Source organism: Geitlerinema calcuttense NRMC-F 0142, from assembly GCF_030285425.1.
In genome coordinates this window covers 1-12,999 of the sequence record NZ_JASVEJ010000040.1, presented here as the reverse complement: position 1 = coordinate 12,999, position 12,999 = coordinate 1, and the positions used below count along the sequence as shown (strand labels likewise).

Annotated in this window: 14 protein-coding genes; 7 read left to right on the top strand and 7 right to left on the bottom strand. The window is 54.1% G+C overall.

Annotation, left to right across the window (positions count from 1 at the left end; genetic code table 11):
* Positions 1 to 9: 9 nt before the first annotated feature.
* On the top strand, positions 10 to 609 hold the full coding sequence (locus tag QQ055_RS10505; protein WP_285964356.1) for a plasmid pRiA4b ORF-3 family protein: 600 nt from the start codon (positions 10 to 12) through the stop codon (positions 607 to 609).
* 183 nt (positions 610 to 792) lie between these two features.
* Complete coding sequence (locus tag QQ055_RS10500) at positions 793 to 2,853, top strand: hypothetical protein (protein ID WP_285964357.1); 2,061 nt, start codon at positions 793 to 795, stop codon at positions 2,851 to 2,853.
* Between the two features lie 15 nt (positions 2,854 to 2,868).
* Here QQ055_RS10500 and QQ055_RS10495 read toward each other — a convergent pair whose 3' ends face one another.
* The 6 genes from QQ055_RS10495 to QQ055_RS10470 form a co-directional block, all read right to left on the bottom strand.
* Complete coding sequence (locus QQ055_RS10495; protein ID WP_284478272.1) at positions 2,869 to 4,224, bottom strand: GH1 family beta-glucosidase; 1,356 nt, start codon at positions 4,222 to 4,224, stop codon at positions 2,869 to 2,871.
* Positions 4,225 to 4,244: 20 nt separating this feature from the next.
* Complete coding sequence (locus tag QQ055_RS10490; RefSeq protein WP_286004680.1) at positions 4,245 to 6,257, bottom strand: glycoside hydrolase family 31 protein; 2,013 nt, start codon at positions 6,255 to 6,257, stop codon at positions 4,245 to 4,247.
* A 190-nt stretch (positions 6,258 to 6,447) separates the two neighbouring features.
* Positions 6,448 to 6,585, bottom strand: coding sequence for a hypothetical protein (locus QQ055_RS10485; RefSeq protein ID WP_286004679.1), 138 nt, complete (start codon positions 6,583 to 6,585; stop codon positions 6,448 to 6,450).
* Positions 6,582 to 7,289 carry a histidinol-phosphatase HisJ family protein gene (locus QQ055_RS10480; protein ID WP_286004678.1) on the bottom strand — a complete coding sequence of 236 codons (708 nt, stop codon included), beginning with the start codon at positions 7,287 to 7,289 and terminating at the stop codon, positions 6,582 to 6,584. The genes QQ055_RS10485 and QQ055_RS10480 overlap by 4 nt, the downstream gene beginning before the upstream one ends.
* A 91-nt stretch (positions 7,290 to 7,380) precedes the next feature.
* On the bottom strand, positions 7,381 to 7,788 hold the full coding sequence (locus tag QQ055_RS10475; RefSeq protein ID WP_286004677.1) for a putative toxin-antitoxin system toxin component, PIN family: 408 nt from the start codon (positions 7,786 to 7,788) through the stop codon (positions 7,381 to 7,383).
* A gap of 2 nt (positions 7,789 to 7,790) precedes the next feature.
* Positions 7,791 to 8,087 carry a type II toxin-antitoxin system Phd/YefM family antitoxin gene (locus tag QQ055_RS10470; protein ID WP_284478276.1) on the bottom strand — a complete coding sequence of 99 codons (297 nt, stop codon included), beginning with the start codon at positions 8,085 to 8,087 and terminating at the stop codon, positions 7,791 to 7,793.
* A gap of 197 nt (positions 8,088 to 8,284) precedes the next feature.
* Here QQ055_RS10470 and QQ055_RS10465 point away from each other — a divergent pair, with 197 nt between their 5' ends.
* The 5 genes from QQ055_RS10465 to QQ055_RS10445 all read left to right on the top strand — a co-directional run bounded on the left by QQ055_RS10465 (position 8,285) and on the right by QQ055_RS10445 (position 12,649).
* Complete coding sequence (locus tag QQ055_RS10465; protein ID WP_284478277.1) at positions 8,285 to 9,148, top strand: ABC transporter ATP-binding protein; 864 nt, start codon at positions 8,285 to 8,287, stop codon at positions 9,146 to 9,148.
* Positions 9,138 to 10,046: an ABC transporter permease gene (locus QQ055_RS10460; protein ID WP_284478278.1), complete on the top strand. Its 909-nt coding sequence runs from the start codon at positions 9,138 to 9,140 to the stop codon at positions 10,044 to 10,046. The genes QQ055_RS10465 and QQ055_RS10460 overlap by 11 nt, the downstream gene beginning before the upstream one ends.
* Positions 10,043 to 10,858 (top strand): tetratricopeptide repeat protein, encoded by an 816-nt coding sequence (locus QQ055_RS10455; protein WP_284478279.1) that lies wholly within the window; start codon positions 10,043 to 10,045, stop codon positions 10,856 to 10,858. The genes QQ055_RS10460 and QQ055_RS10455 overlap by 4 nt, the downstream gene beginning before the upstream one ends.
* 26 nt (positions 10,859 to 10,884) lie before the next feature.
* The gene (locus QQ055_RS10450; protein ID WP_286004676.1) at positions 10,885 to 11,493 is read left to right on the top strand and encodes a metallophosphoesterase family protein; all 609 of its coding nucleotides are present in this window, start codon (positions 10,885 to 10,887) and stop codon (positions 11,491 to 11,493) included.
* Positions 11,494 to 11,674: 181 nt separating this feature from the next.
* Positions 11,675 to 12,649, top strand: coding sequence for a glycosyltransferase family 9 protein (locus QQ055_RS10445; protein ID WP_284478281.1), 975 nt, complete (start codon positions 11,675 to 11,677; stop codon positions 12,647 to 12,649).
* Here the strand turns inward: QQ055_RS10445 and QQ055_RS10440 are convergent.
* Positions 12,595 to 12,999, bottom strand: a 405-nt coding sequence (locus tag QQ055_RS10440; RefSeq protein ID WP_286004675.1) for an MOFRL family protein, incomplete at its 5' end; no start/stop codon positions are given. The genes QQ055_RS10445 and QQ055_RS10440 overlap by 55 nt on opposite strands.

Here is a 12,999-nt window from a genome sequence, read left to right as displayed (position 1 = left end):
GAAAAAATTATGATTGCAAGAATTAGAACGCCCGTGACGAATGCTGGAAAGGCATTAAGGCTAAAAAAAACACATGTTCAGATCAATGTGACTCTGGAGTATATTGAGCCGTTAATTTGGAGAAGAATTATTCTGCCTCTGACTTTTACCTTGGAGGATTTGCATGATGTGATTCAGTTCGGGATGGGCTGGGAGGATTGTCATCTCCATGCTTTCCGCATTAAAGGGAAAAGCTACTCAATGATAAATGTGGGCTTAGACGACATTGGGATGGAAGATGAAGCCCAGGTGGAGTTGAGTCAGGTGGCTCTCCGTGCCCGGTCGCGATTTTTATATGAATACGATTTCGGCGACAGTTGGATTCATGGAATTCTCGTGGAGAAACTCCTCGCCGATGATCACCTCCCCGATTACCCAGTTTGCACCGATGGAGCCAGAGCCTGCCCCCCGGAGGATTGCGGCGGCCCTTATGGATATGAGGCGATATTGAGAGCCCTGAAAGCGCCCCAGAAATCAGCGGAGCAGGCCGAATTTCTTGAATGGGTGGGAGATTATGATCCGGAAGCTTTCAATCTTGAGCAAGTCAATAAGATGTTGAAAAAGATTTGATCTGGAATTGTTTTCCTCAGAATTTGCCTGATCAATGCCTGTTTTTTCATGCTGGAAAAGAAACCGGAATGTCTGAATGTCCATGATATCCTTTGGGGGCGAATGTGTTTTTGGGTGATGAACAAGCCGAAAAACTTGTCTTGAAAAATGTTGGGGGATGGTTAGGGCTGGGATTTGCATTTTATGAATTCCATCCATTTTGGCCCAGTCGAGATTACTCCAGTCATTAATGCGCAATCCGAGTTGCATTCCATCGGTGCGGTGCGATGCCACCAGACCCCGCTCAGAAATGAGCAAATCAGGTTTCTGCCGTGGTTTGACACATTTGCCGGGGACGTATTCGGGAAATACCGTTTTTGCAATTTGCAACAGACCGGCGATGAAGTGACACTTCATTTGAAGGCTCTGAGCAGCAATGACTATCCTTTTCGGGAAAAGAGGGACACATCCGGCGACCTGTGTTTCCGGGATGTGTGCTGGGACGCCCCGGCCAAGGAGGTGGATTTCCGCATTCAATTCCGCCCGGCATCAGACACCGTGGACGGCCACACTTTTGAGGGGTTCAAATATTGGTTCGAGGGTGACAGTCCTGAGGTGAAATGTCATCGGATCGTGGACCGGCAGACTTGGGAGATTGGCGGGGCGATTGATGGGAATACGCAAGTCTTGCGCAGTTGGCTCACCCCGGCGCGTTGCCCGATGTCAAAGGGCGAGGCGTATTCGACGGCGGGATTCGAGCATGTCATTGGTTGCATGCCTGGGAATCTCTGGGCACGTTGGACGCTCCTGCCGTCTTTTGACCTGCAACGGGGACGAGAGGGACGGGGCGTTTTGCTGAATTATTTCGACGAAGTGTCCCTGATTCGCACGGTGGTCGAAAAAAATGTCGGGGATGACCATCTCCGCTTCTGGGACTTGCACCTTTTCGAGGAGACGCATTCCTTCCGCACGAATCCCAAAACCATTCTCCATTGCCCGGACACGCTGGACAATGTGGACCTGATGAATCTCTGGACACGTGTGCATGACCGTGAACGCGACAAAGCCCGCCGGCAATTCGGCATTGAAAAGGACGGCCCGCCCCAGATTAGTCTTTGTAAAAATGTCTGGGTGCAAATCAAATTCGATGAAAGCTATCGCGATGTGATTGATCTGGCCGCCGAACTCAATGCTGACAATGTGATGATTGACCCCATCTGGGAGAGTGGACAGACTCAGATTGACGAGATCGAACGACTCCAGCTCAAGGACAAGGAAGTCGGGGGCGTGCTTGCCAAGCTGACTTTGTCCAGCCAATGCGAGGTCATTGATTTGGAAGTGGACAAATTGCGCGGGGGTGAGGAGGGCCTGAAAAAAGTCTGTGACGAGGCCAGAGCCAAAGGAATCAATATTCTGTCCTGGATCGCGGCCCACCTGTCTCCGCGCTCCGCTTGGAATCATGGACACACAAACAAAGGCCAGGGACACGGAACATTCGGCGTTTTCGCCGCAAAAGAAAGCGGATCGCACCCGGACACAGGTTATGCCTCCGCCTGTTGGGCTTTAAATCTCAATGCTCCCGTGACTGATTACCTGATTGCTCGAATCAAGGAAATCAGCGCCAAGACGGGGTTAAAGGGATTCCTCTGGGATTCATTTTCGAATCTTGGCTGGTGGCAGCTGGACTATTCCAAAGGCGACAAAAAACCACAATTTGCTCAGATGGCGCGGATTTATGCGGAACTGGCCAATGAAGGGCTGTATCTCATGCCCGAGGCCATTACGACATTCTCCAGCCATTCGTGTCTGGGGATGTATGGGCTGGACGCTTATCAGGGCGAGGACTTGGGTTACTCCTACGACTCCTGCGTTCATCCCCCGGTCAAGGAGGGAACACATGAATATATCGACAATGACATTCTGCGGGGCAAATTGCCTGTGACCTATCTTTTCGAGTGTGTCGCGCACAAGCGTGTGCCGAACATGGCCTGTTGGCAGGTGCCCGCCCAAGAGCGCGACCCACAGGCATTGGCCCGGATGCGCGACGTTTTCTCCGTTTACAAAAAAATCCGGGATGTCATGGATGTGCGTACAGTGCTCAAAAACGGCGAGGGGGTTCGTTGGTCCTCGCGAGACGGCGGTCTCCATCACCTTTTTGCTTTCCGCGAGCAAATGGCTCCGGCGAATGCGGAAGACATCATCAGCGGAGAAAAAATTCCGGCGGGGGGCAAATTGCCCGCGCACCGGGTTTACCGATTGTCCTAGAGTGTCGGGGATGATTCAATCCAGACACGCGCCCTGTGAGGCGATGATTTCGCGATAGAGTCTTCCGCTGTCTTTGACCGTGCGTTTGAGGGTCTGAAAATCGGTGTGCACGAGGCCGAAGCGCATGTGGTATCCGGCGGCCCATTCGAAATTGTCCATAAAGCTCCAGAACATATAGCCGCGGATGTCGATGCCATCATTGAGGGCGCGTTTCATGGCTCCCACATATTTGCGGAGGTAACCCACCCGGGCGACATCATGGCACTGGCCGTCGGCGGAAATTGCGTCGGATGGGTCGGGTAGGCCGTTTTCGGTGACGATGAGCGGGAATCCTTTGTAACGCACGGAGAGTCGCTGGAAACAGTCGTAAAACCCCTGCGGATAGACCACAGACTCCCAAGCGTTTTTCTCAAGCCCCTCAGGGGTCTTGCCATAGTTCCATCCCTGATAACCATGCGCGTCGCTTTCCTCGACCCAAATGCTGAAGTAGTGATTGAATCCCAGCAGGTCAGTGTGCCCAAACATCAGCTCATCATCGCCTTTTTTCATGAAGAAATCGTCGCCATTGTCATAGGCGCGTTTCAGGGCCTCCTCCGGATATCCGCCTTTGAAAATGGGATCCAGATACCATTGGGTCTGATCCTGCTCGCAACGGCGGAGCGCCTCCGCGTGGCGGGGTTCATGATTCATCGGATAAAAAGCTGCGACATTGACCCCCGTGCCGACGATTCCGCCAGAGACGAGTTCCTTGACCGCGCGTGCGGCCACCCCATGGGCGAGGGTCAGATGATGGTTGACCTGGAGCGCGGTGTAACGGCCCCCTACTGAGGCAGGAGCATGCCACCCGTGACGGTAGCCGAGTTCCGAGTGAACATTGGGTTCATTGATGGGAATCCAGTATTTCACGCGGTTCCCGAGAGCTTTGATAACGGTTCGGGCATATTGCTCGAACCACCCCACTGATTTGCGATTGAGCCAGCCGCCGCTCTGATGAATCGCCCGCGGCAAATCCCAATGGTAAAGCGTCGCCACAGGGGTGATGCCATTGGCGATGAGTGTGTCCACGAGCCGGGAATAATAATCCAATCCCTTTTGATTGATCTCACCATGGCCGGTGGGAATGATACGCGGCCACGCAATCGAAAAGCGGTAGGCATTCATCCCGAGTTCCCGCATGAGTGCGGCATCCTCGGAGTAACGATGATATTGATCACAGGCCGTGTCGGCATTCGATCCGTCCGAGACGAGCCCCGGCGTGTGGGCGAAATCATCCCAGATTGAGGGCGATTTGCCGTCAAGATTCCAAGCGCCTTCGACTTGGGTGGCCGCTGTGGCGGAGCCCCAGAGAAAATTTTCAGGAAATGTTTTCATGGAATGTGGAATGGATGTTTTTATGGGATGAGGGTTGTGGTTTGAATTGAATAAGCCGGTCCCTGATATTGTCCCACCCGCGCAATTTGCGCGGGGACGCCGGAGCCTGACACGGTGACGACATTGAGTTGTCCTCGGGTGAAATCGTAGGTCGTGCCGTCATCCTCGATCAAAGTGGCGGGGAGATGGCCGTCGCCATAGATGCGCACGTCGAGCTTGAGACTCTCCTCGTCACCCGTGTGCTGGGTGACAGTGGCCAGAGGCAGAACTGTGCCGGCCTTTACAAAAAGAGGGATGATGTCCAGAGGCACGGGCATGGTGATTTTTTGTGAACCCGCATATTTCCGGCCTGTCCAGAAATCAAACCACTCACCCTCGGGCAGATAAATCTCGCGCTCGGATTTTCCCGCCACGATCGGAGCGACCATGAGATGATCACCGATCATCCATTGATGATCGACAGAATAGGTCTCCTTGTCCTGAGGCCGGTCCATCACCAAAGCGCGGAAGGCGGGAATGCCTTTGAGGTAATATTGATAAAACGCCCCGTAGAGATAGGGAATCAGCCGCATGCGAAGCTCGAAAAACTTGCGGCAATTTGCCTCAAGCTGGGCGAAATTTTCGAGGAATTTGTCCTCGTTATTTTCGGTGTAACGCCACTGTTTCCACGGGGGATTCTTGATATACCAGGCGTTCACGAGCGCCTGAGGGGACAGACAAACGGCTTGAATGCGGCGGATGAGATCCTCCTCGCTGGCTCCTTCGCGAACCTCCGGGCACCAGAGCAAACCGCTGAAGCCCGCATTGACGACTCCCCGAATGAAGTCATTGTGGTCGTAGAGATCACTGTAAAGCACAAAGGGGTAGGACGCGCAGAGCGCATGGGCATTGCGCACTTCGGAGTATGTGCGCAAATTGCGCGCGCGGAAAATACCGTCGATGGTTTCCATGTAGTTTGTCCCCATCAGGCTGTGCATCTGTTCCCCGTCGAGTCCGCTGGGGAATTCCGTCATTTCCGGGTATGACCATGGGAAGGCGATAAAATCGGAGTTGTCACATTCGTCGAGTTTGTAGCCCGATGCGCCGATGGCGACATGCTCACGGTCATGATGGTCAGCGTAGATTTTGCGAATCTCAGGAAGGGTGAGATCGGGAACGACCCCTTGTTTGAATGCCTCGAAACTGCCCGAGAAATCCTGAACCTGTTGGTAGATGGGGGAGGCGGGGTGAGTGAATTGATGGCTCCACAGATTGACGTGAAAGCCCTTCTGCCGGAGGGCATCCATCGTGTTTTTCGGATCGGGGAATTTTTCCCGGTTCCACACATAGGAACAAGCGTAGGAATGTGTCTGCCAGCCCGGTTCGAAGCCCAGAACGTCGCAGGGCATTTTGCTCTGGCGGAATTCATCCGCCAGTTTCATGAATTCCTCATGCCCGAAGTCCGCCCGTCCGCGATACCACAGGCCCAGTCCCCAGCGCGGAGGCAGCACTCCCCCACCACTGAAGAGGTTGTGGCGCGCCACCGCATTTTTCATGTCCGGGCCGGCGAAAAGGTAGATGTCCGCGCCGGAGGCATGGGGGATTTCGACATAGACACGTTTGTTTTGTTCGACGCTTTTATCCACATAGAGATCTTGGGTGAATGCCCCCAGATTGGTCTTGTCGCCTTTGTCATCGGCGGAGCGTTTTTGAAGCGGGGTGGCGCATCCGATGTAAAAGGTCGCGTAACGGGCTGTGTCGATGAGGACGCCGTAACCCGATGTGGTCACATAGAATGGCACGGGCGCGTGGGAGTCTCCCATGTCCGCAATGGGGTCGGAATTCACGCGGAGGGTTTTTTTCTTTGCGATTTGATTGAATGACTTGAGTTGCAGCCCCAAGCCGAAAACCGCATCATGGGAGGTCAAGGGGAGTTCAATGACGAATCCCCGTGAGGTTTTTCGCCCGGAGATTTGCGCGGTGGAGAGGGGAGATTGCCCGACAGTGGGCAGGGCCGCAAAATCCGTTTCCGGGCGGGGTGAACGGTTGCGCATGCTTACGGGCGTGTGTTTTTCGGGGGTGCCGACTGTGAGTTTCCAGATGCCGGGGGAGAATGTTTTTTCATAAGGGAACGAAGTTGATGTTTTGGATATATGCAGTTTTTAGTTATGTGGGCGAAAAAATCCTGATGGCAAGCCGAAGTTTTCGGATTTTTCCGATCTTGGCGTGTGGGGACAGTCCTTTTTAAGGCAGGTCGATGAATTGTTTCTGCCGCCCTGAAAAACGCACCGTGCGGGTGTAGCCGGTTTTGCGAACCAATTCCACAGCCTGGGCGAAATCTTGGCCGACTTCGCCGGGTTTATGGGCGTCGGAGGAGATCACGATGGGAATGTCATGGGCCCGCGCGATTTTGAGAAAATCCTCGCTGGGATAAATTTCGCCGACGGGTTTGCGCAGACCGCCGTGCTCACCTCGATGGTGACGCCCATTTTCATGCACTGATAAAGCGGGCCTTTGTAAAACCGGGTCAAGTCGCCTTTCGGGCGGTGGCCGAATTTTTTCACCAGATCGGGATGCGCCATGACATCGAAAAGCCCGGAGCAAATGGCCTGTTCCCAGAGGAAAAAATATTTCTCCCAGATGTCCTCGATGGACATGTCGTCATAGCGGTGGACGAGATCGGGATTGTCAAAACCCCAGTCGTCGATGTAATGAACCGAGCCGATCACATAGTCGAATTCATGCTCTTTGATCAGGGTCTCGATATATTTTTCCGTGCCGGGATGGAAGTCCGCCTCAATGCCGAATTTGATTGGGTAATCGGGAAAACGCCGCCGGGCGTCATCGACGATCTGCCGGTAGATCGACATCTGATTTTCATTCATTCGGAAATCCGGATCGTACCACGGCGGCATGGGGCAATGGTCGGAAAACCCGATCTCGCCCAGCCCCAGCTCCACCGCGCGCTGGACATATTCCCACGGGGCGCCACTGGCGTGTTTGCACAGCGGCGTGTGCATGTGGTAATCGGCCAAATGATGATAAAAACTCTCTGGCATAGGCAATCCTTCAGGAGAAAAATCCAAAACGATTCACCCCGTTCTGTCACGCGGCAAATTGCGCGCAACAAGGAAAACCTTTGTCTGTTCAGGGGAAAATCAGCGGAGAACCGGCCTGTCATTTGCCGGGTTTGCTGGAGAGCATGATGAATTCAGCGGGGGTGACGACATTGACCCCTTGTCGATGGGTTTTAGGAAAGTGTCTGATATTCCCCGTGATCAGGAACTCGGCGCGGGATGCGATTGCCACAGCCAAAAAAGGGGTGTCCTCCTCATCGGGCAAATCGATTTTCAAATGACAAGGCGGGTGAATCTCAGACGCGAGACGAATGGACTCCATGAGTTCATCAATCATTTTTGGGGAAATTTGAAACCGGGGACGTTTCATCACTTCCTCATATTCAGCCAGTATGTGCGCATCCACACAGAGAGTCAGGTCAGGGCTGCCGATCAAACGAATGATTTTTCCGGGGGTGCCAAAAGGATTGAGCAACCCGGAAATGAGGACATTTGTGTCCAACACCACCTTCACCGGGAGCTTTTCCGACGGGTTTTTCTGGCCGAAGAGATTTCGGCATTGATCTCATCCAATGAAAGGACGGATGTCCCCTTGCGGGCTGATTCGGTTTGAATCTCCGTGATGATTTGAAGAGCGCGGGCCTGACGCCATGCGGCGAGTGATTTTTCGACATTCGCCTCATTGACAGCGGTTAATACGGCGACAGGGCGGCCGTTGCTGGTGATGACCATTTCTTTTTCGGTGGGCAATTCACGCCAGACGCGGGCTGAATTTCCCCGTAAATCACGGACGCTGAGAAATTTCATAGTGTTCCTTTATTGTCACCCAAAAGTGTACACGGTTGATAACACATGGTCAAGAACAGGATCGATCATCATGGGGGAACGCATCAGAGAAGGCAAATTGTGCGCAACAAAGAAAACCTTTGTCTGTTCAAAAAAATCGGGCAATATGAAAGGGAACGATGAAACCACAAAACTTTTTGTGAAGGATTCCAAGGATCATGCCAGAGGCCATTGAGATCAGACAACTGACAAAGAAATTCCAGCTCGGCTGGCGTCGGGGCACCATGACGGCGGTGGATGCGCTGGACATGACCGTGCGCGAGGGCGAGGTTTTCGGGTTGCTTGGGCCGAATGGTTCCGGAAAAAGCACGACCCTCAAAATCCTCCTCGGCCTTGTGTCGCCGACATCGGGGAGCGCCTCGATTTTCGGCGAAAGCTGTCACCGCGTCGAGACGCACCGGTTGATCGGGTATCTGCCGGAAAACCCTTACTTTTACAATTATCTCACGGGTGAGGAAACCCTCCGTTTTTTTGGGGAACTCACCGGGTTGTCGGGCAAATTGCTCCGGCAACGCAGCGGGGAATTGCTCGATCTCGTCGGACTGGCCGATGGCCGGCAGAAACGCCGTTTGCGCGGCTATTCAAAGGGCATGTTGCAACGCATCGGGCTGGCCCAGGCATTGATTCATGATCCCGAGATTCTTTTTCTCGATGAACCCACCGCCGGAGTCGATCCGGTGGGGTCCCGTGAAATCCGCGACCTGATTCTGGAGCTCAAAAAACGCGGCAAAACCATTCTGCTGTGTTCGCACCTGCTCGAACAGGTTCAGGAGGTTTGCGACCACATTTGCGTCCTGCACTGCGGCAAAAAAATCCTCGATGGACGGATGGAAGAGCTTGCCCCGGTGCAGAACCGTTATTCTGTCACCATGGAAAATATCACCCCGGAGAATCTCGCCAAAATCGAGGCTGAAATTGCCCGGCTCGGTGGCCGGGTTCTCGAAACCGGACATCCCACCACCACACTCGAAAAACTCTTTTTGGAGGCCGTTGAAAAAGCGGGACCGACTCATGAAAGCTAAAAGCGCCGCCCAAAATCTCCTGATGCTCTCGCCCCGACGCATCTGGGTCATTGCCCGGAACACCGTCACGGAGCTTGTCCGTCAGAAAGTGCTCATTTTTCTCCTGATTTTCTCGCTGTGTTTCATCTCGTCGGCGGTGATTTTTACGCAATTCACCTTTGAGGCGCAGTTTAAATTCATCAAGGATTTCTGTCTCGGGGCGATGTCACTGATGGGCATGATTCTGGCGATTGCCGGAACCGCCTCATTGATCCCGACGGAGCTGGATAATCGCACCATCTACACCCTGCTGGCCAAGCCGGTTTTGCGGCTGGAGTTTCTGCTGGGAAAATTCCTCGGCAGTGTGCTGATCCTGCTCGTGGCCCTCGGACTGATGAGTGCGACCTTTACCGGGGTGATTTTCTACAAGGAAAAAGAGCTGGTGAGCGAATTGCGGGCCAATTACAGCCAAGCCATGGACAATCCCGAGGTTCGCGCCTTTGCTGAAACCGAGGAAGCCCGAATCCTCAAGCAGTCCCGTGATCCGGAAGTCTTTAAGGCCATCGTGCTGATTTTGGTCAAAGTCGTTCTCGTCGCGGCGATCACACTGGCGATCTCGAGTTTTTCCACATCCATGATTTTCACCATTTTGATGAGCATTGTGGCCGTGACCATTTGCCATTTGCAGTCCATTGCCCAAGAGGCGTGGCATGGGACGACCGAGCCCTTGAAAAAAGTTTTTCTGGGTGTGGTCGCCATTATTTTTCCGGACATGAATAAATTCAACCTCGCCGATGAGCTGGTCATGGGCAATATCCTGCCGTGGTCGGTGGCGCTGACTTCCTGCGCCTATGGACTGGTGATGACGGCGGCGTTTCTGGCTGTGGCGTGGGCATTTTTTGAATTCCGGGAGATTTGACACAGCGCTTTGGCATCATCGACGACCCATTCATGACTCTCATTGAAAGAATTCAACTCAGGAAAAGCTGCTTCATCGCCGCCGTGGCGGTCATTGTCGCCGCCTACGCCGTGAAACTGCCGATGGAGCGCGCGCTTAACCGTGACTATGCCGCGCTGGGCTTCGGCAATGTCTCCTCACTGCTGAGTGTGCGGGAGAAACTCAGCCAATACATGTTCGTCGCGCTCATGGGAGGATTCCGCAATGTCGTCGCCAATCTCCTGTGGATATCCGCGCATAACGATTGGGAACGGCATCTGTGGTTCAAGCAGAAGGAAAAATATCATGTCGTGAACACCCTCCAGCCCAATTCGATTTATTTTTGGGACAATGCCGCGTGGCATTTTGCGTGGAATAGCTCCTATGCGGCTTCCGTGGATCCTCTGGAACCCCGCGAATCGGTTCGCGCGCGCAACCAGCAAATGTGGTTCGATCTCGGGGAGGAAACCCTGAAAAAAGGAATCGAGCACAATCCCGGCAGCTGGGAACTCCACGCCGCCATGGCGCGACTGCTGGCTGACAAGCAGAAACGCCCGCTGGAAGCGGCTGAATATTACCGCAAAGCGGCGGCTTTTCCCGAGACCCCGACCTATTTGAAACGTCAGGTGGCCTTCAAACTTCTTGATGGCGGGGATATTCAAGGCGCTTACGACGAGATGCGGCGGCTTTGGTTGGACAGCGAGGACAACCATGTGCCCACTTTCAGGACCAGAATCCCGGAGTTGGAGGATCAACTTCAGATTCCCTCCGAAAAAAGATTATTTGCGCGATAGACGGGAATTGCTACTATCCTTTCCTGATGCGTTACGCCATTTTTGGTGACATTCATGCCAACCTCGAAGCTTTGGAAGTCGTTCTTGCCGACGCCAAGGCTTCGCGTGTCACCCATTATTGCTGTTTGGGCGATGTCGTGGGTTACAATGCCAACCCCCGCGAGTGCTTGGACATTGTTCGGCAGATGAATTGTCCCATCGTGAAGGGCAATCATGACGAGCAGGCGAGCAACGACGATGATTTTGAGGGGATTAATCCGCTGGCGAGTTTCGCCATGCAATGGACACGCGACCAGCTCAGCGCGGAGGAAAAACAATACTTGCGCGACTTGAAAATGATCCGGCAGGTGGGGGCATTCACGATTGTGCATGCCACCTTGGACACCCCGCACCGTTGGGGATATGTCTTTGACCAGTTGGCCGCCGCCGCCAGTTTCAGTTATCAGAACACCTCGATTTGTTTTTTGGCCACACGCATGTGCCTCTGGCTTTCACACGGGACACCTCTGTGCATGGGGGCCCTTGGGACACTGTGCGCATTGAGCTGGGCAAAAAGTATTTCATCAATGTGGGCAGTGTCGGTCAGCCCCGCGATGGGAATCCGAAAGCCTCCTATGCGATTTATGACACGGTGACGCAGCTCGTCCAGTTGCGCCGTTTGGACTATGACATTGAAAAGGCCCAACAAAAAATTCTCGATGCCGGGCTGCCCAAACGCCTCGCTGAGAGGTTGGCGGTCGGGAAATAATCCTTTTGCCCATAGGCTGTGACCATGCCGTTTTGCTCCGGTCTTTTTTTTAAGAAAATGAGTGATTTGTGAAGATTCTCCTCATTAAACCCAGCTCCTTTGGCGATGTCATTCACACGTTGCCTTTGGCCGCATCGCTGTCGGCCAATCTCCCCTCGGCGCGAATCGATTGGCTGATCAACAAAAGCTACGCCGCCTTTGTCCGGCATTGCCCCCTGGTGCGGCGCACGCTGGAGTTCGACCGGGCGCGTTGGACACCCTGGCGGAGTCCCGCGCAATTTGCGCGGTTTGTCCTGTCCACGGTTCCTGAGGAGGAATACGATCTGGTCGTGGATGTGCAGTGCCTCCTGCGCAGCGGGATTTTCACCTGGGCGGCGCGGGGCAAACGCAAGCTTGGGCTTCAGGACGGGCGTGAGGGGAGCAAATGGTTCTATCCCGACATCGTTCGATGGCCGCCGGGCAAGTTGCACGCGATTGACCGCTACCTGAAAGTCATCGACCATTTGGGCTTGAAACAGCAGCCTGTGGAGTTTCCGCTGGCTTTGCCTCAGGATTTGCCCGCGCAAATTGCGCCGCTGATACCAGAGAAATTCATCGTGATGAATCCTTTTTCACGGGGTGATTACAAACGATGGCGGCTGAGCGGATTTGCCGCGGTCATCAAACAAATGCCGGACGTAAAATTTGTTTTGATCGGTGAGAAATCCAGCCTGCCCGAGAGCCGTTGCCTTGAGTCGCCAAATGTCGTCAATCTGGTCGGGCGAACGAGCTTGGTGGAATTGGCCGGAGTGATTCGCTCTGGTGCGGCTCTCCTGACCAATGACTCCGGCCCGATGCACTTGGCAGTGGCGCTGGGCAAGCCGGTGATCGCGCTTTTTGGCGCTTCCGATCCGGATCTCACCGGGCCTTACGGATATCCGCCTGAGTCTGTGATGCGGTTCGGCCCCGAAGAATCTCTCGCGGAATGTCCTGCAGGCGGGGTCAATGCTCACCGAACCGATTTTTCCGACCGGGTGGTCGGTGCGGTGCGGCGTCTTTTCTGAGGGGCAGAGTGAATGGCGACGATGACATCGGCGACATTCGTGCCGGTTTGTCCGGTGATGATCAAGTCGTTGAGAGTTTTGAAAAAATGGTGGCTGTCGTGGTCCGTGAGCAATTTGCGCGGGTTCAGCCCGGCCTTGCGGGCGCGGTGAATCGTTTCCCCGGTGCAAATGGCTCCGGCGGCGTCACTGGCTCCGTCGATGCCGTCGGTGCCGAATGACGCAAAGGCAATTTGCTTTTGCGCGCCGAGCCGGTGGAGTTCGACGGCCGCGGCCAGAATCAGTTCCTGGTTGCGTCCCCCTTTGCCCGGGGAACCTTTGATGGTCACGGTGGTTTCCCCACCGTAAATGAG